General features: G+C 41.6%; 12 protein-coding genes and 3 pseudogenes. 12 read left to right on the plus strand and 3 right to left on the minus strand.

The features are described 5' to 3' along the window. Window positions 1-107 precede the first annotated feature (107 nt). The 10 genes and pseudogenes from nuoH (at window position 108) to IPL35_10015 (ending at window position 16273) form a co-directional block, all read left to right on the plus strand. Complete coding sequence (gene nuoH, locus IPL35_09970) at window positions 108-1142, plus strand: NADH-quinone oxidoreductase subunit NuoH (GenBank protein ID MBK8443707.1); 1035 nt, start codon at window positions 108-110, stop codon at window positions 1140-1142. A 636-nt stretch (window positions 1143-1778) separates the two neighbouring features. Further along, complete coding sequence (locus IPL35_09975; protein ID MBK8443708.1) at window positions 1779-3137, plus strand: peptidylprolyl isomerase; 1359 nt, start codon at window positions 1779-1781, stop codon at window positions 3135-3137. Between the two features lie 26 nt (window positions 3138-3163). Next, complete coding sequence (locus IPL35_09980; GenBank protein ID MBK8443709.1) at window positions 3164-4195, plus strand: AAA family ATPase; 1032 nt, start codon at window positions 3164-3166, stop codon at window positions 4193-4195. A gap of 23 nt (window positions 4196-4218) precedes the next feature. Next, entirely contained in the window at window positions 4219-4872 is a 654-nt protein-coding gene (locus IPL35_09985) for a hypothetical protein (protein ID MBK8443710.1), read from the plus strand. A gap of 114 nt (window positions 4873-4986) precedes the next feature. Further along, window positions 4987-5952, plus strand: a pseudogene (locus tag IPL35_09990) (AAA family ATPase). 114 nt (window positions 5953-6066) lie between these two features. Further along, entirely contained in the window at window positions 6067-7437 is a 1371-nt protein-coding gene (locus IPL35_09995; protein MBK8443711.1) for an alpha-amylase, read from the plus strand. Between the two features lie 356 nt (window positions 7438-7793). After that, a pseudogene (dnaK, locus tag IPL35_10000) lies at window positions 7794-9690 on the plus strand (molecular chaperone DnaK). A 206-nt stretch (window positions 9691-9896) separates the two neighbouring features. After that, window positions 9897-10400: a hypothetical protein gene (locus tag IPL35_10005; GenBank protein MBK8443712.1), complete on the plus strand. Its 504-nt coding sequence runs from the start codon at window positions 9897-9899 to the stop codon at window positions 10398-10400. Between the two features lie 173 nt (window positions 10401-10573). After that, window positions 10574-12268 (plus strand): M3 family oligoendopeptidase, encoded by a 1695-nt coding sequence (locus IPL35_10010; GenBank protein ID MBK8443713.1) that lies wholly within the window; start codon window positions 10574-10576, stop codon window positions 12266-12268. Between the two features lie 114 nt (window positions 12269-12382). Next, complete coding sequence (locus tag IPL35_10015) at window positions 12383-16273, plus strand: hypothetical protein (protein MBK8443714.1); 3891 nt, start codon at window positions 12383-12385, stop codon at window positions 16271-16273. Here IPL35_10015 and IPL35_10020 read toward each other — a convergent pair. After that, window positions 16274-17006: pseudogene (locus IPL35_10020) on the minus strand (class I SAM-dependent methyltransferase). It lies immediately after the preceding gene. A 137-nt stretch (window positions 17007-17143) separates the two neighbouring features. On the opposite strand from IPL35_10020, the gene IPL35_10025 reads away from it, so the two are divergent. Further along, complete coding sequence (locus tag IPL35_10025; protein MBK8443715.1) at window positions 17144-19327, plus strand: hypothetical protein; 2184 nt, start codon at window positions 17144-17146, stop codon at window positions 19325-19327. A gap of 164 nt (window positions 19328-19491) precedes the next feature. On the opposite strand, the gene IPL35_10030 is transcribed toward IPL35_10025, so the two are convergent. Further along, window positions 19492-20259 (minus strand): T9SS type A sorting domain-containing protein, encoded by a 768-nt coding sequence (locus IPL35_10030; protein MBK8443716.1) that lies wholly within the window; start codon window positions 20257-20259, stop codon window positions 19492-19494. A gap of 498 nt (window positions 20260-20757) precedes the next feature. Beyond that, window positions 20758-22896 (minus strand): elongation factor G, encoded by a 2139-nt coding sequence (locus tag IPL35_10035; protein MBK8443717.1) that lies wholly within the window; start codon window positions 22894-22896, stop codon window positions 20758-20760. 183 nt (window positions 22897-23079) lie between these two features. Between IPL35_10035 and IPL35_10040 the strand changes: the two genes are divergently transcribed. Then, window positions 23080-23991, plus strand: coding sequence for an LD-carboxypeptidase (locus tag IPL35_10040; protein MBK8443718.1), 912 nt, complete (start codon window positions 23080-23082; stop codon window positions 23989-23991). Window positions 23992-24584 lie beyond the last annotated feature (593 nt).

The raw sequence follows: 24584 nt of genomic DNA on the forward strand, positions 1-24584 counted from the left end.
TGTTTTAAAATATTGATAATCAATTTTTTATAAAAAATTAAATCAGCATTTTTTATCCGACTCGGTTTTTTTATTTTATTTTAAAAAAATACAACCCAACATACACAATGGCTCTTTCGCTGCTGCTTTTTAAAGGCATTATTATTTTGTTGATATTCGCTATTACCTTGTTGGTAGCTACCTATTCCACCTACGCCGAACGTAAGATAGCATCTTTTATTCAAGACCGCATCGGTCCAAATCGTGCCGGACCCTGGGGATTACTCCAACCGATTGCCGATGCCGGAAAAATGTTTTTTAAAGAAGATTTTATTCCCGCTAACGCCAACAAATGGTTGTTTATCTTGGGTCCCTGCTTGGCAATGCTGGCAGCTCTGATGAGCAGTGCCGTTATTCCGTTTGGCGGCGATTTTTCTTTGGGTAATGAAATTTTTAATATTCAAGCCATCAATACCAATGTAGGTATTTTGTACATATTTGCAATAGTGGCTTTGGGCGTATATGGTGTGATGATAGGCGGTTGGGCGAGCAACAATAAATTTTCGTTGCTCGGAGCTACGCGGGCAGCCTCGCAAAATATCAGCTACGAGTTGGCAATGGGGCTTTCTATTATCGCCGTTATTATGATGACCGGCTCTTTGAACCTGCGCCATATCGTGGATAATCAATCAACGGTGTGGAATGTATTTGTGCAACCTTTGGGCTTTATTATTTTTCTTACCTGTGCTTTTGCCGAGTGCAACCGCACCCCTTTTGATTTGCCCGAATGTGAAACCGAACTCATCGGCGGCTATCATACGGAGTATAGCTCTATGAAATTAGGTTTTTATTTGTTTGCCGAATATATCAATATGTTTGTGTCGTCTTTGGTGGTAGCTACGCTTTATTTTGGCGGTTATCATTATCCTTTTGAGAGTCAGGTAGCGGCGGCTTTGGGGCAAAATACAGCCACTTTGCTGGGTGTGGGTGCTTTGTTTTTGAAGGCTTTATTTGGGGTGTTTTTCTTTATGTGGGTGCGCTGGACTTTGCCGCGTTTTCGCTACGACCAACTGATGAATCTCGGCTGGAAAGGGTTGTTTCCTTTGGCAATACTCAATATTCTCATTACCGGAGTCGTTATTTTGCTGTGGGGAGCGAAGTAGTGTAAGATATTTATTATTATTTTTTCACCTTTAAAAATATCGTTTATGTATTTTATTGATCAATGTAAAAGTTTATTAAAGTATAAAAAACTACCTATATTGGAAAAATAGGGAGTGCTATTACAAGTAAAAAAAAAATAGGAGATACGATAAAAGTACCAATAAAATCTAAAAACAATGTAGAGAAAACCCCTTTTTTAGAATACTTAAAAAAATGGAGCAGGATAATATTATATACGATAATATTATATACGACAATATTACTGATTATAATGGAGAAACAAAAGAAGGTTTTTTGATAGGTGTGGTAACATTTGCTTGTTTTTACCCTTGTTAAATATATGATTATCAAACAAATATACAGTTAGAAAAGTATTTATATTTTTAAGTAGCTTTTTACAACTAGAGTTATCAGAAAGAAAAAAAGGGCAGTATAAAGCAAGTAAATATTTTATTTCTCGCACTTTAGATACTGCTATTCTTCTTGAACAAAGAAAATAGATTTTTTTTAGCTATTATTGTATTTAACAGTTTTTTTAATCCTTAAAAAACCTTAACAGATTATACCAATATCTTTGTTTTTTCGTTGAATGTGGTGTGCAAATACGAAAAAATGATTTTTTTAACCATACCCGAATGAAATATTTTAATAATTGTATAGCTGCTTTGATGCTGTGCGTGCTTGGTATGCCGAAAGTAGCGGCTCAGGACGGCAGTGTTTTACTCGATAAAATAGCGGCAGTGGTCGGCGATAAATTTGCCCTCTACTCCGATATTGAAGTGCAGAGCCTCCAAACCAAAATGCAAAACCCCAATGCCGATGTTGCCGAACTGCGCTGTTCCCTCATTGACCAAGTGCTGCTCCAAAAACTCCTCGCCACACAAGCCGAAATTGATAGTGTACTCGTGAGCGAAGAAGAAGTGGATGGCGAAGTGGAAAACCGCGCTCAGTATTTTGTGCAAGCCGTGGGCGGCGAAGAGGCTTTTGAACAATATTACAGCAAATCCGTTGCCGATTTCAAAGATGAAATACGAATTGATGTGCGCGAACGCCTGCTGGCACAACGCATGCAAGGCGAAGTGCTCTCAAATATCAAAGTTACTCCTTCTGATGTACAAAAGTTTTTTAACGATATTCCCAAAGACAGTATCCCTTATTTGCCCACCGAAGTAGAAGTGGCTCAACTGCTCCTCAAACCACGCATCAGCGAAGCCGCCAAAATAGAAGCGCGGCAGGCTCTCAAAGACCTGCGCGACCGCATTGTGAGTGGTAAAGACAACTTTGAAAAACTCGCCGAAATTTATTCCGAAGACCCCGGCTCTGCCGTCAAAGGAGGCAATCTAGGATTTATGGAACGCGGCATGCTCGTACCTGCTTTTGAAGCCAAAGCGTTTTCGCTTCAGAAAAATGAAATTTCGGACATCGTAGAAACCGAATACGGTTATCATATCATCAAAATGTTGGAACGGCGCGGCAATCGTATCAATATACAACATATTCTTATCAAACCAAAAATCAACAGCGATGATTTGAAACTCGCCAAACTCCGCTTGGATAGCATTCGCACCCTCATCGCTTCCGATAGCCTTTCTTTTGCCGATGCCGTGGCGAAATACTCCGATGACGAAAGTACCAAAAATGCCGGCGGTATCGTTACCAATCCGAGCAACAATTCCACTTATTTGCCCTTAGACCAACTCGAAACCGATGTGTATTTTGCCATCAACGGCTTGAAAGAGGGCGATATTTCGCAAGTGTCCGAAACTTCTCTGAATGACGGCGGCAAGGCGTATCAAATTTTGCTGTTGCGCCGCCGCATTGAGCCGCACCGCGCCAACCTGAAAGATGATTACGAAAAATTGAAAAAATTTGTGGAAAATCAAAAACAGGCAGAAGCCCTGAACCGCTGGCTCACCGAACGGGCGCAGCAAACCTATATTTTTATAGCTCCCGAATTTGCCGAATGCCCCAATTTGAAAAAGTGGGAAAATTAAAAAAACTAAGTAATTTGTAATGTATTATGGGATTTAGCAATATCACAATCAATAATTTTCGCGGCATTGCCTATTTAGAGGTAAATGATCTAAAACGTATTAATCTCTTTGGAGGCGCAAATAACAGTGGAAAAACCACTGTATTGGAAAGTGTATTTGTGTTGAGTGGTCCTTCTAATCCTTTTCTTGCTATTAGAACAAATTCTCTACGAGAACTCTTACAAAAACCCACTGAAGAACATTTAATTATTTTATTTCATCAGTTAAATATTCAGAAGAATATTCACTTAGAAGCTATTGAACAAGAGGGACACAAACGTAATCTTATTATTACTCCCATTTATAAAAATGAGCTTATAAAACAGGTAGATTTTGAAGAAGAAAATAAAAATATTAATGGCTTAAAACATCAACTTTCAGGAAGTTTTGTTACAAATTCTACTATAACAATGAATGAAGATGGTTGGTTAGTAGAAGAACAAGTTAAAAGTGAAGAAAGAATAGATTGCATATTTTTGAATTCGTATTCTCTGATGAAAACCATAGATGAACGTATTAATAAAATTATAATAAATAGAAATAAAAACAGATTGATAGAAGTTTTACAGCAATTAGATAATAGAATTATTGATGTTCACACAAGTAATGATGTCGTTTATTTAGATATTGGGTTAGACCGCTTTGTTCCAATTAACGTTATGGGTGATGGAATGAAACGCCTTTTAGCAATAGTATCGGCGATATATAATTTCAAAGATGGTATCGTACTGATTGATGAAATAGACAATGGCTTATATCGCACCACACAAAAAATGCTTTGGAAAGCGGTAATTTTAGCGGCTCAAACCTTTAATGTTCAGATTTATGCTACTACCCATTCGTGGGAGTGCTTGGAAGCTCTTAATGTTGCCGCTAAAGAATCTGTAGCAAATGGAGTTATTCCGGAAGATGAGATACGTTATTTTAGAATAGAGAAAACAGAAGATAAACATACCGCTTTTGCTTACCGACAAACTATATTTGAAACCGCTATTGAAGAAAAGTGGGAAGTACGGTAAAAATAAAATCTTTGAAATGAAAAATGCAACAACTAAATAATCCTAAGGACAAATCAAAAATAGAAATAAAATCACCAAAAATACTGGCAGTGGAAGGGCAAGATGAGTGGTGGTTTTTTTGTAGAATATTAGAAAAATATCTGAATATTAAAGATGTTCAGGTAATTGACATTGAAGGTGAAAGTAAATTTAAAGAAAAATTAGAATTATTGAAGTTATCACCTAATTTTAGCATAGTTAATCAAATTGGATTTGTGCGTGACGCAGATGAGGATTCTAATATTTCTTTTGAAAAAATACAAAATGCAATTAAAGATAACTTAAAAATATCGCCACCTGTAAATATCAATTCCTGGATATCAGATAAAAATTATGCCTTAGGGGTTTTCGTGTTACCAAATAGTTCCGATAGCGGTATGTTAGAAGATTTGTGTATGGAAAGTGTAGCTGAAGACCCAATCATGCCTTGTATTGATGCTTACTTTGAATGTATGAAAAAGGTTTTATTCACTGAAAATTTACCAAAAAATTTCTCAAAATCAAAAACACAGGTATTTCTTGCTTCGCGCAAAGAATATAAAACGAGTATAGGTTTTGGAGCAGAAAAAGGATATTGGAACTTTTCTGCTCCTTGCATGCAGCCTTTAATCAAATTTTTAAAAGGCTTTGAAGTATAAAAAATTTAACAGAATTAACCTTTTGGCAAAATCCTTGTATTATAAAACATAAAAAAATATTTCTCACCGAAAATATATTTTAATAAAAAAAAAAGACCCTAATACAAAATAATAATGACAAAGTATCAATCTGATGTGGAAGGTGTAAAAGGATTATTGCAGACGTATCAAACTTTGAGCAGCGAAATCGCTAAAGTGATTGTAGGACAACAGCATATCGTGAAATCGCTCCTCACTTGTATCTTCTGCGATGGTCATGCCTTGATGGTCGGCGTACCCGGATTAGCAAAAACACTTTTGGTAAAAACCATCTCCGAAGTTCTTGACCTATCGTCGAAACGTATTCAGTTCACTCCCGACCTGATGCCCTCCGATATTATGGGTGCAGAAATTCTCGACGACAACCGCCAATTTCGTTTCAGCCGAGGTCCTATCTTCGCCAATATCGTACTGGCGGACGAAATCAACCGTACCCCGCCCAAAACACAATCCGCTTTGCTCGAAGCTATGCAAGAACGCAACGTCACCGTTGCCGGACAAGTGCCTGCGCTGCCACTGCCTTTCTTTGTGCTCGCTACCCAACATCCCATCGAACTTGAATGAACTTATCCCCTGCCCGAAGCTCAATTAGACCGCTTCATGTTCAATGTTTATTTGGATTATCCTTCGGAAGCCGAAGAAATTAATATCGTAAAAAACACCACTTCCGACCAAAAAGTACAACTGCAAAAAATTATCGGTGCTGCCGAAATCCAATATTTCCAGCACTTGGTACGCCGTATTCCCATTGCCGACAATGTATTGCAGTATGCCGTGCGCCTCGCCGCCAAAACGCGCCCCAATACCGCCAATGCTGCCAAAGAAGCCAACAACTACTTGGCGTGGGGTGCCGGACCGCGGGCTTCGCAGTATTTGGTACTCGGTGCAAAATGCAATGCTGCCCTCGCCGGAAAATTTTCGCCCGATATTGACGATGTGCAAGCGGTGGCAGAATCTGTACTCCGCCATCGTGTAGTAAAAAACTACAAAGCTGAAGCCGAAGGCATTAGTGTAGAAACGATTATCAAAAATTTGTTGTAAAAAAAACGCGCCTTACCCGCGCAAATATGTATTTTTGAAACTTGTTTAAGGTTTTTTAATAAACTTTAAACAAGTTTTTTTATCTCATAAAAAAATAAAAAACATTTATTTGGTATGACGATTATCACCGTTTGGCTGCGCCGCAGCAGTTTGATGTTGCTCCTTCTCACTGTATTTTTGCTCTGCACACAAGCGCAAAATGCCTATTTTACTACACCTCAATGGGCAAAAAATGCCAATATTTACGAAGTAAACATACGCCAATACACTCCACAAGGCACTTTCAAAGCCTTTGAAGCCGAATTGCCGCGCCTCCGCCAATTGGGTGTGGATATTTTGTGGCTGATGCCTGTGCAGCCTATCGGAAAAGAAAAGCGCAAAGGCTCGCTCGGCAGCTATTATTCCATTCAAAACTACACCGCCCCCAACCCCGAATTTGGCACTATGGACGATTTTAAATCTTTGGTAAATGCTGCACACCGCTTGGGTATGTATGTGATATTGGATTGGGTGGGCAACCACAGTGCGTGGGATAATCCCTGGCTGAAAACAAACCCCGACTGGTACACACGCAACGAAAAAGGCGAAGTAGTGTCGCCTGTTGCCGATTGGAGCGATGTCGCCGACCTCAACTATGAGAACCCCGCTATGCAGCAGGCAATGATAGATGCCATGAAATTTTGGGTAGAAGAAGCCGATATTGACGGTTTTCGCTGCGATGTAGCCATGATGATACCTTTGGATTTCTGGATAGCCGCCCGCACCGCCACCGATACACTGCAAAAACCGCTTTTTTGGCTCGCCGAAGGCGAAGGCGCGGAGTTTCATCGCGTATTTGATATGACCTACGGCTGGAATTTTCACCATCTGCTCAATGATTTGGCAAAAGAAAAGAAAAATAATTTTGATATAGACGACTATTTCAAAAATGAATACAAAAGCTATGCGCCGGGCAACTACCGCATGCAGTTTATCACTAATCACGACGAAAACTCGTGGAACGGCTCTGAATTTGAACGCATGGGAGCAGCGTATCAACCTTTGGCGGTACTCACTTTTACGATGCCCGGTATGCCGCTTTTATATAGTGGGCAGGAATACGGCTTGCAAAAACGTCTCCGCTTTTTTGACAAAGACACCATTCCCGCTACGCCCAATGCCGCATTGACCGATTTTTACGGCAAATTATTACAACTCAAAAAAGAAAATCCCGCTTTGTGGAACGGCATAGAAGGAGGCTGTATGAAAAAACTACATACCTTGAACCCCGCCAACAGACTCGTATTTATCCGCGAAAAAGACGGCAACAAAGTAATTACCTTGCTCAACCTCAATAGTGCCAAAGCCAAATTTTCGGTGAATATGCGCGGGCAATACGGCAAATTCCGCAATGTATTCGACGGCAGCGAAATAGAATTTTTGCCCGAACACTCTTTTGAACTCCCCGCCTGGGGCTACGCCGTATATGAGCAACGCACCAATTGACGATTGCGCAAAGGCGATTTAAACAGTAGCTGACAAATTGTCATTGCACCCCCCTGATATAAAGTGTCATTTTATCGCTTTTTGAGATAGAATGACACTTTTTTTCTGCCATTTTTCGCTTGGCACAGCGATTGAATATATACCGATATAAAGAACTATATTTTAATACATTGATAATTAAAACCGCATTAAAATGTCTTTATCTGATTTTTTTAGAATTAACTCCTTGGAAAACGGGGCTGGGTGGTGCGGCTCGAATGGATAGTGATTTATGGGAAAGATATTTTGAAAAAATAAAATTAATAAGCGGTTTAAGACGTTCCTAAAAAATTAAAAAATAAAATAAACATACAAATATGAGTAAAATAATCGGTATAGACTTAGGTACTACCAACTCCTGCGTTGCTGTAATGGAAGGCAACGAGCCGGTGGTAATTGCCAACGACGAAGGCAAACGCACCACACCTTCCATTGTCGCTTTTCTTGAAAACGGTGAGCGCAAAGTGGGCGACCCCGCCAAACGTCAATCCATTACCAACCCCCAAAACACCGTGATGTCCATTAAACGTTTTATGGGACATCGCTACTCCGAAGTAGGCGGCGAAAAAGACAAAGTAGCCTACACCATAGCACGCGGCGATAACGACACCGTGCGCGTAGATATTCGCGGTCGTATGTACACCCCGCAGGAAATTTCGGCGATGACCTTGCAAAAAATGAAAAAAACTGCCGAAGATTATCTCGGTCAGGAAGTAACCAGAGCCGTTATCACCGTACCCGCTTACTTCAACGACAGCCAGCGTCAGGCTACTATTGAAGCAGGTGCTATCGCAGGGCTAAAAGTAGAGCGCATCGTGAACGAACCCACCGCCGCTGCTTTGGCGTATGGGTTGGACAAAAAAGACAAAGAAATGAAAATTGCCGTTTTTGACTTGGGCGGCGGTACTTTTGATATTTCTATTCTCGAACTCGGTGGCGGCGTATTTGAGGTGCTTTCCACCAATGGCGACACCCACTTGGGCGGTGACGACTTCGACCAAGTTATTATTGACTGGTTGGCGAGCGAATTTCAGCAAGAAGAAGGAATGGACTTGCGCAAAGACCCCATGGCTCTCCAACGCCTCAAAGAAGCCGCCGAGCGTGCCAAAATAGATTTGTCGGGCGGCAGCGAAACCGAAATCAATTTGCCTTATATCACCGTTACTCAAAGCGGACCTAAACACTTGGTAAAAAAATTGTCGCGTGCCAAATTCGAACAATTATCGGATAAACTCATCGAACGCACCCTTGAACCTTGCCGCAAAGCTATGAAAGATGCCGGATTGAGCAATGCCGATATTGACGAAGTAATTTTGGTGGGCGGCTCTACTCGTATTCCGAAAATACAGGAAGTAGTAGAACAGTTTTTTGGTAAAAAACCCAACCGCAGCGTAAACCCCGACGAAGTAGTAGCCATTGGCGCAGCCGTACAAGGCGGTATTTTAAGCGGCGATGTGGCAGGCGATATTGTTTTGTTAGATGTTACGCCGCTTTCTTTGGGCGTAGAAACGATGGGCGGTGTGATGACTCGCGTCATTGAATCCAACACTACCATTCCTACCAAACGCAGCCAAATCTTTAGCACAGCAATGGATAATCAGCCTTCGGTAGAAATTCACGTATTGCAGGGTGAGCGTCCTATGGCTAATCAAAACCGCAGCATCGGGCGTTTTCATTTAGACGGTATTCCGCCGGCTCCGCGCGGTGTGCCGCAAATTGAGGTAATTTTTGATATGGACGCTAACGGCGTACTCAAAGTGAGCGCACAAGACAAAGGTACCGGTAAACAACAAAGTATTCGCATTGAAGCCTCTACCGGATTGAGCCAACAGGAAATAGAAAAAATGCGTGCCGAAGCCAAAGCCAATGAAGAAACCGACAAACAAGCCTCGCGAGCGCGTGGAAAAAATCAATCAAGCCGATGCTTTGATTTTCCAAAGCGACAAGCAATTGAAAGAATACGCTGATAAAATTCCGGCAGACAAAAAAGCTGCAATAGAAGATGCTTTGGGCGCATTGCGCAGCGCGCACCAAAATCAGGATGTAGCGGCTATCGACAGCGCGATGGAGCACTTGAACAATGCTTGGCAGGCAGCTTCGCAGGATATGTACAACGCCGCCAACGACAGCAACGCAAACGCATCATCATCGGCAGAGCCACACACCGCGCCAGCCGGAGGCGATGATGTGCAAGATGCAGAAGTGGTAGGATAAATATAGTGTGAGCAGATAGAAAAATTTAATTGATTATAATAGAATAGATGCAAAAAAGTCGTGCTGATAATAAGGTGCGGCTTTTTTTTATTATTTTTCAGCAAAAATTTAACTCAATAACAAATATTTTAAACACAATCTTTCAATATTGTATAAGTGCAGCTATTTATCGCTACAAATTTTCTTTAAATAAAAAAACAGACGATATGATAACGATGAAAAACAATACACTTATGATGGCGGCGGTACTCCTGATGATGAGTTTTGCCGCTTGCAACAATTCAGGCACTGCGCCCTCATCGCCAACCACAGAGGCAAATGCCGCCACACCTGTTGCTATCACCAAACAACAAGCCATTGACCTCGCCCAGCAATTCGTGAAGTATCAGGGATATACAGCTACACCCGTGCAGCGAACGATGAGCGAGTTGCAACTTGAACCCGACGAATATGCTTCTTCGCCGGAGGGCATTTTGCAAATACGCCACGCTCAGATTTTGGAGAAAGCCTTCGGCGCACGACAATTTCGCGGCAGCCGCTGGGCAGTGGGCTTTGAATACAGTGATGATATTCCGAACATCGGACGCTATGTGACCATGGACTCCGCAGGCAATAATATAAAAATGGAGCCGAAAGATATAGAATTGGATTGGCTGCTTAAATCTCCGCTTACCATCAAAAAAACCGACAGCACCGCCCAACACCAATAATTCTGATTGCGATTTTTTTGTTTATATTCATTTGCTTTTAAATTTTTTTTTCTTTCTGATTTTTTTAGCACTTTTATAAAAAAGCTCGGCTGCCTTCTAAAATCCTCTGTCTTAAATCGCTAATATTGTTGTATTTTTGCGTTTTATACCACCCTTTCAATCGCACCGATTATATGAAATTTCAGAACATACCTTATCAGCGACCGGATTTTCAACAAATAAAAACACAATTTGAAGCCTTATTATCGCGCTTTGAGAAAGCTGATGATGCAGCTGTCGGCGATGTAGTTTTAAAAGAAATAAATGCCTTGCGCAATGATTTTGACACACTGAAGAATATAGCTTCCATACGTCATACCATTGATACCAAAGATACTTTTTATAAAGCAGAAAACGATTTTTTTGATGAAGTATCGCCCGAATTGGAGGATTATATCAGCCGTTTTTATACAAAATTACTCCGATCGCCACATCGCCGCGAGTTGGAAGCCGAATGGGGCAAACAATTATTTACCATTGCTGAATTGTCGGTAAAAACGGTAAATTCTACCGTGATTAACGAACTGAAACACGAAAACCACCTCGTGAGCGAATATGTGATGCTCTGTGCATCGGCAAAAATAATGTTTGAAGGCGAAGAGCGCAATTTGTCGGGTTTGTCGCCATTTATGCAAGCTCCCGACCGCGATATGCGCCGCCGTGCTGCCGTAGCTTATTGGGGCTTTTTTGAACAAAATAAAGAAAAATTTGACGAATTGTACGATGAACTCGTGAAGTTGCGTACCAAAATTGCTCATAAACTTGGCTATGCCAATTTCGTACAACTCGGCTACGACCGTATGCTCCGCTCCGACTACGGACCTATACACGCCGAGCGTTTTCGCGAACTCATTCATCGTTTTATAGTGCCGGTGGCGCAGCGTTTTCGCCGCCGCCAAGCTCAACGTATCGGCGTGGATAAACTCAAATACTACGACCACGCTTTTTCGTTTCCTTCCGGCAACGCTACCCCAAAAGGAGATGCAAGGTGGATTTTGCAGCACGGCAAACAAATGTACGAGCAGCTTTCGCCCGAAACTGCTGCTTTTTTTGATTATATGGTGGACACCAACCTAATGGATTTAGAAAATAAAAAAGGCAAAGCGGGCGGCGGCTATTGTACTTATTTAGCCAACTACAAAGCTCCTTTTATTTTCTCCAACTTCAACGGCACTTCGCACGATATTGATGTGCTCACGCACGAGGCAGGACACGCATTTCAGGTATATGAAAGCCGCAATTTCCAATTGCCCGAATACAGCTGGCCTACACACGAAGCCTGCGAAATTCATTCGATGAGTATGGAATTTTTGACCTATCCCTGGATGGAAAATTTCTTTCAGGAGGATACCCGAAAATATAAATACACCCACCTCACCGAAGGTATTATCTTTTTGCCTTATGGCGTGTCGGTAGATGAGTTTCAGCACGTTGTATATGAAAATCCCGATTTTACGCCGCAACAACGCAAAGAGGCTTGGCTGGAGATAGAAAAAAAATATTTACCCTGGGTAGATTATGACGGTATTGAGTTTTTGGAACAGGGCGGATTTTGGCAACGTCAGGCACATATTTACGAAATGCCTTTTTATTATATTGATTATACCTTGGCGCAGATGTGTGCTTTTCAATTTTTGAAAAAATCTACCGATAACCGCTCCGAAGCCTTCAACGATTATTTGCGTTTGTGCAGGGCGGGCGGCAGCAAACCTTTTTTGGAGTTGGTGAAATACGCCAACCTGAAATCGCCTTTCAAAGCAGAAACTTTTCAGAGTGTGCTGGAAAATGTAGAAAACTACTTGCAAGAAGTAGATGACCGTTATTTGTAGGCGGGTTGCGTAAAAAAAAACAAGTTATTTTTTGTAGAAAGATGTATTCGGAATTACATTTTATTGTAATTTTGAATACATCTTTTTTTATCCACTAAATTTTAACAAAAACCTATGAAAAATACCTTTTTAGCTGCCCTCACCGCCTGCTGCTTGCTGCTGTGCAGTAGTTTTTCTGTCCTTGCACAGTTTCAGGTGGATTATGCTTTAATGTGTCCTTCTCAAGAAGAGATTAATTACTGTGCAGAAGTTGTTTTTACAATTATGTCGGACGAAACCTGCGAAGCAGGTTTTGAGTACCACAATATCACTACCAACGAAAAAGATACCTTGTTTCTTGATGAGAATAATGTCGGAGTTATCATAAAGCAATCAGAAATTCAGAACGAATATTGGGTGAAATTTACCAACTTATGTAACCAAGCAGTAGATAGTGTTTCTGTTGATATGTTTAGTTGTATTCCCTTTGGTCAGTACAATCAGGTAGATTTAGGCGAAAAAGACAGCGATTATGTGTTCAATATATACGATGTATTGGAAGATTTGTATATGTATCAAATAAATGAGGGTGAAAAATTTTACAGCAATTATTGGCTCACCTGCGATACTTGCAGAGGAATGAAAGAAATACCGCAGGCAGATAGTCTGAAAAATTACGTTGTATCGCCTTTTTGGGCACAAAAAACGGCGGGTTGTACTATTTGTTCAGATTATCATATTGTGCATATTGAAGAGAATGGCGATGTGTGGTTCAGCATAGACCCTGATATGGAGTATGTCGCCGAAAATAATGTGAAATTGTTTTTAGATTTTATTAGTACGGTTGATGATGATGCCTTTATATCTCTACAAATCAATTTGCTGCTGAACGAAAACCCTATACAAACTGTGCCCGCCTACCAAGTTATTGATTATACGCCCTGCAAGGAAATGTTGGGCTGGGAGGAGCAGGTATCAGAAAACTTCAATTTTACCGTTCTTTATAGCTATAATTTTGAAGATGATTATTCTTCTTTTTTGTACCTTGGAACTACTGATTTTTCTATTTCAGTAGAAGGAGGCTGTACCGAAGGTTATTTGTGGATAAATCACAATGAAAATATACAAGATACGATTTATGCCAGTGGTGGTGTTTTTAATTTTACTCATACCTTGTGTATCAGCCACGACTCAATTGCCCATTTTTCATTAGAAAACCTTTGTACGGGAGAAGTCAAGGAATACTCAAAAACAATGAATATATGCTCTGAAGATTGCTGGAAAGATCAGCCATCTAATGGTTATGTTGATATTTTTGTTCAAAACTTTCCTTTTAGTTTTGATGCAAAGCTATTATTAGAAGATTTTTATGCACAAGCTCTTCAAAAGTTGCCTACTGTTTATACTGCTCCTGATATTGTTTGCGCTGAATGTAAAAATTTATCCATCGTACAGGATATTAATTCCTATGAATTAGTCAATGCCGAACTCTCCCCTCAAATTGAAACTAATATGACATGGACACCAGCAGGTGAAGTATTTGTAGATAATTATTACTATGACGGTATTCCTCTTACTTTATTTTTTCAAAATGCGCAAAATCAAACATTGCGTATTGGTGTGTTTTTATATAGTAACGATAATAATTCTGATATTCAATATTTTCCTCAAAACAACATTTATTGCATAAAACAAGTAGTATTTTCCGCCGAAGCACAGCCTTTGTGTGTAAATGGTGCGATGGATTCTTTGCACATCAATATAACGGGCGGCTGCGAAGAAGGCTATACCATACATGAGCTGCTCACCGGAAAAACTTATACCGCCACACCAACAGGAGAAGAGCAGTTTGAGGCACAATTTTCTTATTTGTATGATGTGTATTCGGTGCAAATCGTCAATAATTGTACGCAGGAAAGCAAATATATTTATTGCGATGCCTATTGCGAGCCGCAAGCGCATTATATCAATTTCAATTATCCTTGCAGCTTGGGCGGAGATAAAAAGGCAGTATTTATTGAAGATTTGGAGAGTTTTGTGCAGCAACAACTCGCCGAAAACCCACCTTTCTTGGATTTAAAATGCGACGACACCGAAGGTGCGAAATCTTTTACCTTAGATAGTTTGTGGCTTTCCGACTCCAACGAGTGGTCGCTTTTGCACGATGCTTTGATGGTATCTAGCCAAATACCTGCCGTTTGGGAAAGCAATATCGGCGAATTTCCTGTATATGTCGTACTCAATTTTACACCAACTTCCTACAATACACCCGCTTGCGATTTCCCTTGCTATTTTAGCGACTTGCCACCGCAAAGCCAACAGCTTTTGATAGATTTTTATAATAGCACCAATGGCAGTTCTTGGACAAACAATGCCGCTTGGTTGGAGTTTCATACACCTTTGCAGGAGTGGTATGGATTGGGTGCAAACTGCAACGGAATATCTTCTATCAATTTGCCCAATAACAATTTAACCGGAACATTGCCCGATAATTCTAATACTTGGGCTGTTGGCGAGTTGTTCCTCGACAATAATCAAATTGGCGGCAACCTGCCCGCTGCTTTGGGTAATACGCCCTTCTATTCTTTAAATTTATCTTACAATCAGTTTAGTGGCTCTATCTCCCAAATGCCAAGTGCTTTTAATCTAGTGGATTTATCTCACAATCAGTTTAGCGGCTCTATTTCACAAATACCGTATGCTTTCGATCTAAATTTATCCTACAATCAGTTTAGCGGCTCTATACCCTCTTTTACAAATTACTCTAACAACTCTACTGTCAATCTATCACATAATCAATTCAGTGGGCAAATTCCCGATTTAGTTTATGCGCCGGATTTGAAAGTTTTTGATGTATCGTACAACCAACTCAGCGGGCAAATTCCTGATTTAGTTTATGCGCCGTATTTGTATGCTTTTGATGTATCGTACAACCAACTCAACGGGCAAATTCCCGATTTTTCATACCTGCCCGATATGTTATTTATTGATGCTTCACATAACCAATTGGTTGGGCAAATTCCTACTTTTTCTTATGATTATCCCGACTCCGAATACCATAGTTTTAGCTTAGATGTATCGTATAATCAACTGAGCGGAGGTTTGCCCTTGAGTTATTTTGGTGCTTTAAATGCTTCGCACAACCAATTAAGCGGCGATTTGTCGGGTTTGATAGACAACCAGTTTGGCAGCTCCCTAAATATAAGCCATAATCAATTTAGCGGCGCACTGCCTCATATCAACTTTATGAATAGTTGGAGCTATTTAGATGTATCTTTCAATCATCTCTCAGGTGCTTTGCCGAGTTTAGAGTGGTATCAGAGATTAAATCTTTCACACAATAATTTTTCCGGTACTATCACCGATTTGGGTATGGGTAATGAATTGAATCTTTCCTATAACAATTTGAGTGGTGCATTTCCTGACTTGTCCGGCAATGCTAATTTGTCGGAAATAGATGTGTCGCATAATAATCTATCGGGTACTTTGCCCGATATTTCCAACGCTGAAAGTTTGAGAATTATAAAAATATGCCCGGGTAATAGTTTTTACGGCGATCTTCCTGTTTTTGATAATTGCCCTGATTTAGACCCCGTAGATTTTTCGTGCGTAACTCCTGAACCGGATAGCGGCTCTGTTAGTATCATTGATGATATTGTTATCAATGGCAGTGGTGGTATTGGCAATGTAATTATCGGCGGTAGCGGCTCTTTGGGCGGCACCAACTGGGCTACCAGCGATAAAGACGGCAACGGCAAAAAAGAAAACAACGATGCCCAAAAGGATAATGTGATGTATGCTTTGCAAATTTCGCCTAATCCGGTGCAAAATTACCTCCATATTATCGCACCTGCTCCCGAAGCTACCGTGCGGGTATGGACGATAACCGGTAAATTATTGCTCACACATTCATCATTTATCAGTGGCGATGCCATAGATATATCGGCATTGCCGCAAGGCTCTTACATCATAGAGTGGTATCAGGCTGCTGTGGGAAGGTATTTTTCTAAATGTATAAAAATATGATTATTTCTTTCTGCCGTAAAATCCTGTTGCACAACCCCCAAAATAAGACGTAAAAGTTACTTCCAATCCCGCCGCTTCAAAAATAGTGGCTGCTGCACGGGCATCGCCGAATTGCTGTGTATATGTCCAGAGCATTTTGTATTCCTGCGGATTTGCCAACAACAGCAAACCCAAACAAAGGAATAACTTTTCCGAGATAAAAACCGTACAAAGTACGCAATATCAACCCGTGCGGTTTTGAAATTTCAATAAACGAAAATTGCCCTTGTGGTTTTAAAATACGCTCGATTTCCTGTGCCAGACTATTTAGTTGTCCGGCATTGAAGATTTTAAGACCAAATGCACAGATTACATAATCAAAATGTTGGGCAGGCAATGAATTTGCTAATATATCTTGTTGTACAAGCACAACCGAACCACCATATTGTTTGTTGTTTTTGTGGTGAGCGTATCGCAGCATACCCTCCGAAAAATCCAAAGCAGTGAGCTGCGATAGGGGAAATTGTTGCCGAATGGCTGCCCACGTTTCGCCCATACCCGTCATTAAGTCTATGATGGCGGGTGTTTTTTCGTCCTTATTTTTTTCAAAAACTTTCAAAAATTGTCTGCGCCACCGCAAAGAAAATCCAAATGATGTGATGTAATTCATTCTTTCATACGAGCGGCTCATGCGGTCAAAGAGGTGTTTTACATACTCTTTTTCATAAATAGTAGTAGTGTGGTGCTGGTTCATTGCGTTTTTTTCTGTTGTAAAAATAATGTGTTTTACAATGCTGCAAACTACTACTACTGCCTCGCCAACAAAGATTTAAAAAATATAACGTATTTTAGCATTTTGATTGTTAAAGATTTTTTTAAAAAAATTCGGCTATGATATATCATCGTATAAGCATCGTCAATAATAAATACTTCTTGTGGCTGCTGTGTTGTGTTTGGTGCGCTATGGGTACGATAAGCGCACAAGATAACAATAGCACGGCTACTGCTCAATTTTATGAAAACCGCCGCGCTGCGGCTCATTTTCCGCGCACCTTTGTTCCGAATTTCAACAGCAATGCCGCCGACCGTAGCAGTACGCACAATATAGAGCAGTTGCGACAAATGCTGCTGCACCAATATCTGCCCGCTTCGCCGCACAGCACCCGTTCCACTGAATTGCAATGCAGCCGCATCACAGAAAGCCCTGCCGGTATTCATGTTGTATTTCAGCAAATGGTGGGTTCGTATGAAGTGTATCAGGGCACTATAAAAGTAAATATGGATAAGAATGGAAAAATATATTCCATTTTTGACAATACTTTTCATATCGCCGATAATATACCTGCTTCGGTGAATATGCTGCCGCCAACGCTGGTTTTTCAGCAATATATCGGTAGCCGCCAACGCACATACAATAACCTCACCGCCGCGCTGTTGGAAGGCTGCAAACCAAAAAAAGTATTGTTTTTTACCAATAACCAACAGGCAGTGTGGGAAATTCAGGGTATTATTGTGCAAAATGGCGGCGCACAATATCGCGAGTGCTGGATTGACGAACAAGGACAACTCCTCTATGAGCGCGATAACTCCAGCTACTACGGCAGCCACCGCCGCCGCTCCACCAACGACAGCATCGCTCAGGCTATGGTATTTATGCCCGACCCCCTCACACAACAAAATGTATTTTACGGCACACCCTACAAAGATGATAACGATGCCGACAAAGCCGAACTCAATAATGTACGCATACAAGTGGATATGCCGTGCAGCTACAAAAATGGCTTTTTTGTATTGGAAAACGACTACGCCATTGCCAGCGACCACTCAGCACCCACCGGCGCACCTGCCAAAAGCCCAATACCCGAATTTATGTTTACTCGCGCCGAGCAGGGTTTTGAAGATGTAAATGCTTATTATCATGTCGTCAGTTTTCAGCAATATGTCCGCAGTTTGGGATTTGAGAATTTATACAGCAAAATAAAAATAGATGCGCACGGCAGCAATGGCGAAGACAATTCTTTTTTCAACCCGGGTGCTGCTCCCAATGATGAACGGCTTACCTTTGGCGAAGGCGGCGTTGATGATGCCGAAGATGCCGATGTGGTGATTCACGAATATACGCACGCTTTGTCGCACTATGCTTCGCCCTACACCAATGACGGCACCGAACGCCGCTCTATTGATGAGGCTTTCGGCGATTATATCGCCTGCTCTTTTTCGCGGTCTTTGAGCGAATTTTCATGGATGCGGACGTTCACATGGGACGGACACAATGAATTTTGGAGTGGGCGTTTCAGCAACAGCACCAAGCATTATCCCGAAGACAACAAAGAAGATATTTATTATCGCAGCGAAATATTATCTTCGGTGTTGATGGAATTGTGGGAAGAATTGGGCAGAGAGGTCAGCGATAAGTTGTTGTTGCAAACTTTGTACAGTTCAGCAAGTAATATCACTATGAAAAATGTGGCGCGCGCTTATGCCGATGCCGATATAATGCTGTACAACGGTGCTCATCTCAAAACCATTATTCCTTATTTCTACAAAAGAGGTTTGTGGGATTATGTCGCCGATGCCGGAGCCGACCGTGATGTTTGTTTGGGCGATACCGTAATATTGGGCAATGAATTGATTTTACCTTTAAATGCCACCGTAAAATGGTCGCCTGCTATCGGATTGGAAAATACTAATTCGGCGGTGGTGGTGGCTGCGCCCAGCCGCACCACTACTTATTGGGTAACAGTAACCGACAGCGACAATTTGGTGTTTGTGGATTCGGTTCGTATTACTACTGCCGTGTGTGTGGATAGCATCGCCCGAAGCGGAAAAATAGAATTGCTCAATTCGGGGCAGTTTGCGATAAGTGGCAATATTTTGTGGTTGCGTTTTCCTGAAAATACTACTTCAGCAGAGGCGGCATTGTGGGATATGAAAGGCGCGTTGCTGGGGCAATGGCAGCAAAATTCGGGCGATTTGATGCTCATTGAAGCTGCTCATTTACCCAAAGGTGTATATCTATTATCGGTAAAAAGTAACCTCCATGAGCAAAGTTTTCAACTGATGCGTTTGGAATAGCGCAATTTTCCGGCTTTGCGGTTGGTATCTTTTTCACCGCTAAGGTACTAAGGCGCGGAGTTGTTTTTTTCTTCTTTCTCTTTGCGGCTCTGCGACTTTGCAGTTTTGGTAGCTTTTTTTTCACCGCTAAGGTACTAAGGCGCGGAGTTGTTTTAGATAATATATCATTTTAAGATGATGTGTTTATAAAGTATTTTTCCGTTTTTGGTCTGACGAACAACTATCAAATAAATGCCTGAATGTAAATAAGAAGTATCTATATACAATTGATTATTTGGAGTATCGGGTGTTGTTTTATGAATTAGTTTGCCGTCTAAAGTATAGATACAGGCTTCAATATCAGTAGTCGGCAAATCTTCAAAAAGAAGTATATTGCCATTATAAAAAGGAGTGAGATAAGTTTCTTCTTCCAAACCCACAGAAGTAGCATCACAATCAATGTCAGGAGAGTAGCTCCATTGTCCTTCGTTTGTAAAGGCTTCATACTGAATATTATATTCCGCATCTTCGTAGCAATGCACATAGCGAAATACGGGATTATCGGCAAAACGGGGTATGAGTAAGGGGGTGAATGAAGGATATGCACCACTTGGAAAATCAATCCACTTCCAAAAATAGGTATCATAAAAGGGGTTTTCTTCTGTTCCCAACCATTCTACATTGCGATATATCCATTCGCTGCTTACATACTGCCGTCTTATATTTTTCCCATTTATAGGTACTATTGTTATGGAATCTACCGTTACAGTAATTTTTCCAACTAACACTTGTTGTTGAGTAACATAGTCGTAAGATATAAAAGAATAATCCCAGTTATCGCCCTCATTAGCATTGAATATATAAAGTGGAAAAAATACTCCATTATCAACAAATTTTACAGTATCATTTTTTTGGTGTAATATTCCGGTGAGTGTATTTTCCATATCACTCATTTTTTTACATATATTACCATCAATTAATGTATCTCCCAATATGGTTATTGGCGAATGATGATATTCATCTTTTCCTTCTTCATTAGATACAATTAATAGACTCCACTTCGCGCCAATGGGCGCAAACTCGGCGGTGCTTTGGGCGCGGGCTACGAGGGGAAATGGTGGTGTTTCATAATAAAAGTTTTAAATAAAAAATAGCCAGGCGCGTAAATTGTTTTGTTCTTTTCATAAAGAAAAATGAGTTTGCGGCTCTGCGACTTTGCGGTTGGTACTCTTTTTTTTCACCGCTAACAGCCAAGGCGCAGTTGTTGTTTTGCTGTGGGATAACGATGCTATTTCGCTGCATTGAACTTGACTAAAGGTAAAGCATCTTTTCAAAAAGTGGATAGTGGATTTTGTCATTTTTTTGTAAAAAAATATTACCGACACTTATGAGGTGTCGGTAATATCAAAAAATATAAAATATCAAAAATCAGATACAAAAAAATGGCTCTGCTAATGATCTTCTTGGTGCTGAGTATCTTTTTTGTGTTGATCTGCCAATTCTTGCTGGATATTGAAAGGCACAGGGGCATAGTTGTCAAATTGCATTTTGTATTTGGCTTTGCCTTGTGTAATAGAGCGCAAGGTGGCTGAATAATCGTGCATTTCGGCTAAGGGTATGCGGGCAATGATTTTTTGATAGTGTCCTTCTGCTTCCATACCTTCAATGATGCCGCGCCGTGTTTGCAGGTCGCTCATTACGTCTCCCATAGCTTCGCTGTCCACTAATACTTCCACATGATAAATCGGCTCTAACACCTGTGGTTGCGCATCTTGAAATGCCTCTTTGAATGCCATCATACCTGCAATTTTAAAAGCCATATCGTTGGAGTCCACCGAGTGCATTTTGCCGTCATACACACTTACCCGAATATCGCGCACATAACTGCCCGTGATGGGACCATTTTCCATTTTTTCAATAATACCTTTGGTAATGGCACTCATAAAGCGCGTATCAATAGCACCGCCTACGACACAATTATTAAATACCAACTTGCCACCCCAGGGCATGAGGTGTTCGTCGGTATGGCGTACCTGAATACCGGCAGGCGGCGGCATGTGCTCGTGGTAAGGCTCTATGAGCAGGTGCACTTCCGCAAATTGTCCTGCCCCGCCGCTTTGTTTTTTGTGGCGATAAATGGAGCGTGCCTCTTTTTGTATGGTTTCGCGATAAGGAATACGCGGTGGCTCAAAATTGATTTGTATTTTGTAGTTGTGTTCTATTTTCCATTTTGCCACATTGAGGTGGAGTTCGCCCTGTGCGTGCAAGATGGTTTGTTTTAGCTCCTGCGAATGTTCTACATGCAAAGTGGGGTCTTCTTCTTGCAAAACGTGCAATGCCGTTGCCAATTTTTCTATATCTGCCTTGTTTGGCGTAGTGATGGCTGTGCGCACTCGCGGTGCCGGAAACTGTATTTGTGTAATATGAAAAGGCTGACCTTTGGGGTGCAATGTATTATTGGTATGTGTGTTTTTGAGCTTTACCGTAGCACCGATGTCGCCGGCGTGGAGTTCGGAGATGTTTTCACGGTTTTTGCCGTTCATCAAAAACAAATGCGAGATGCGTTCCACCGCTCCCGTCTGCGAATTGACAAGTTCGTCGCCGTTGTGTACTACTCCCGAATATACTTTAAAAAACGACATATCGCCCAAATGCGGCTCGGAGATGGTTTTATACACAAACAATACCGCCGATCCTTTGGGGTCGCAGGCTAAGGTTTTCCCGCTTTCGCGCAATACGGGCGGCGCATCGGAAGCAGCCGGAGCTACATCATTCAAAAATCCCATAATGCGCCCACTGCCCATATCTTTGGTTGCCGAACAACAAAACAAAGGAAATATATCGTGGTGCACCATGGCTAATTTTAAGCCGCGTGTCATTTCTTCTTCCGTCAGCTCACCTTTTTCAAAATAAAGTTCCATCAAAGAGTCGTCGTGTTCGGCAATGGCTTCTACCAATTCTTTATGGAGTGTTTCGGCGCGCTCGACTTCGGACGCAGGAATGGGTTTTTTGATAGGTTTGCCGCCATTGGCATCAAATTCATACAGCGTCATTTTGAGTACGTCAATAATAGCATTAAAACCCGTACCCGCATTGAGAGGATATTGAACAATGGCTATATTTCTGCCAAAACGGTCTTTGGCTTGCTCTACGGTTTTGTCATAGTCGGCTTTTTCGTGGTCTAATTGGTTCACCACCAATATCATCGGCGTTTTAAATTGCTCGGTATATTCCCAAATAATTTCTGTTCCTACTTCTACTCCATTCTGAGCATTGAGCACCATCACGCCGGTATCTGCCACACGCAACGCCGACACCACCTCTCCTACAAAATCATCAAAACCCGGCGTATCAATAATATTGATTTTACTGTCTTTCCAAGCAGTGTGCAAAAGCGTGCTGAACAAAGAACTGCCACGTTCGCGCTCTAATTCGTGATAATCGGAAGTGAGCGTTCCGGCATCGGTGGTGCCGCGCCGATTTAGTAATCCCGCTTCGTAGAGCATACACTCGGCGAGTGTGCTTTTGCCACTGCCCGAATGCCCCAAAAGCGTAATGTTTTTAATGTTGGGGGTGTGATAAACTTTCATAAGAACGCTATGTTTTTTATAAAATAAAATAAAGCCGAATATAGCAATTTTTTTGCAGATGCCAAAAAATAAAAATGCTGCTCTGCCATTGCTGTTTTTTTCTGCCGCAAAAAAAATTAACCTGTCGTAAAAAAACCCTTCGTACTGCGCTTTACTTTTGCCGTATATTTCGCAAAAATAAATATGACACAAAAAATTGCTCCGCTACAAGTCGGCGATACCGTTGCACTTATCAGCACGGCTCGTGCTTTTGATGCTGTTTCGCTACAGCCCGCCATTGCCCTACTGCATCAGTGGGGTTTGAAATGCAAAGTGGGCAGAAGCATCGGCGCACGGCAGCATCAATTTGCCGGTGATGACGACTTCCGCGCCGCCGACCTGCAAATGATGTTAGATGACGACAACATCAAAGCGATATGGTTTGCCAAAGGTGGCTACGGCACCGTGCGCATCTTGGATAAAGTTGATTTTTCGCGCTTTTACCGCCACCCCAAATGGCTCATCGGTTATAGCGACCTCACCGCTTTGTTTGGTCATATTGCCGCACGCCGCTCCCGACTACCCTTGCTGCACGCCACTATGCCTACTTCGCTTGCTAACACCGATATGGCGGCTCTCGATGCTTTGAAAAATACACTTTTCGGCGAAAAAATGACCTATCACCTGCCGCCGCACCCGCTTCAACGGGGCGGTGTGGTATCTGCTGCCCCCCTGATAGGCGGCAATTTGTCGGTTTTGTACAGCTTGCTCGGCAGCAGTTCGGAGGCAAGCTGGAAAGGCAAAATTTTGTTTCTGGAAGATATTGACGAATACCTCTATCATATTGACAGAATGATGTGCAACCTGCAACGCAGTAGAAAACTGGCACAATTGGCGGCATTGGTAGTGGGTGGTTTTACGGATATGAACGACAATAGTGTAGCTTTCGGAAAATCTGCTGAAGCTATCATTGCCGAACATTGCAGCAGCTACCAATTTCCTGTTGCTTTTGGTATGGCAGCAGGGCATCAAAGCAATAATTTTCCTTTAAAATTGGGCGCATTGTGGCAACTCCATGTAATGCCCACCGGAGCAACTCTGAAAGAATTATACTAAAATTAGATAAAAGATGTGTGCTTTTTGGGTGCGCAAACCTTAATTATAATTACTGAACCTTGTTTTTTGAACACGGATTTGATGGATTGAACAGATTTTCTCCGATCAAAAATCTTTGATGCTCATCTGTTTCATCATTTATCATATAAAAAGCAGACGAACCTTAGCCTGTATAATGAATATGTGCAGTAAATAAATTATTTTAGTATAAAAATCCCTTATTTATAAGGCAAATATTAATAACTCTTTATTATTGCAACTATTGTTGGAGGGTAGCCGAGGGGTGGGGGGGGGTACCTATGGGGGTACCCCCCCCTACCTATATAAGTACCCCCCCCTACCTCAGAACTCGGTTAGCTCACTTCTGAACTCGGTTAGCTCACCTCAGAACTCGGTTAGCTCACTTCTGAACTCGGTTAGCTCACCTCAGAACTCGGTTAGCTCACCTCAGAACTCGGTTAGCTCACCTCAGAACTCGGTTAGCTCTCCTCAGAACTCGGCTAACTCACCTCTAAACTCGGTTAGCTCACCTCAGAACTCGGTTAGCTCACCTCAGAACTCGGCTAACTCACCTCTAAACTCGGTTAGCTCAC

Source organism: Sphingobacteriales bacterium (assembly GCA_016711285.1).
GTDB lineage: Bacteria > Bacteroidota > Bacteroidia > Chitinophagales > UBA2359 > JADJTG01.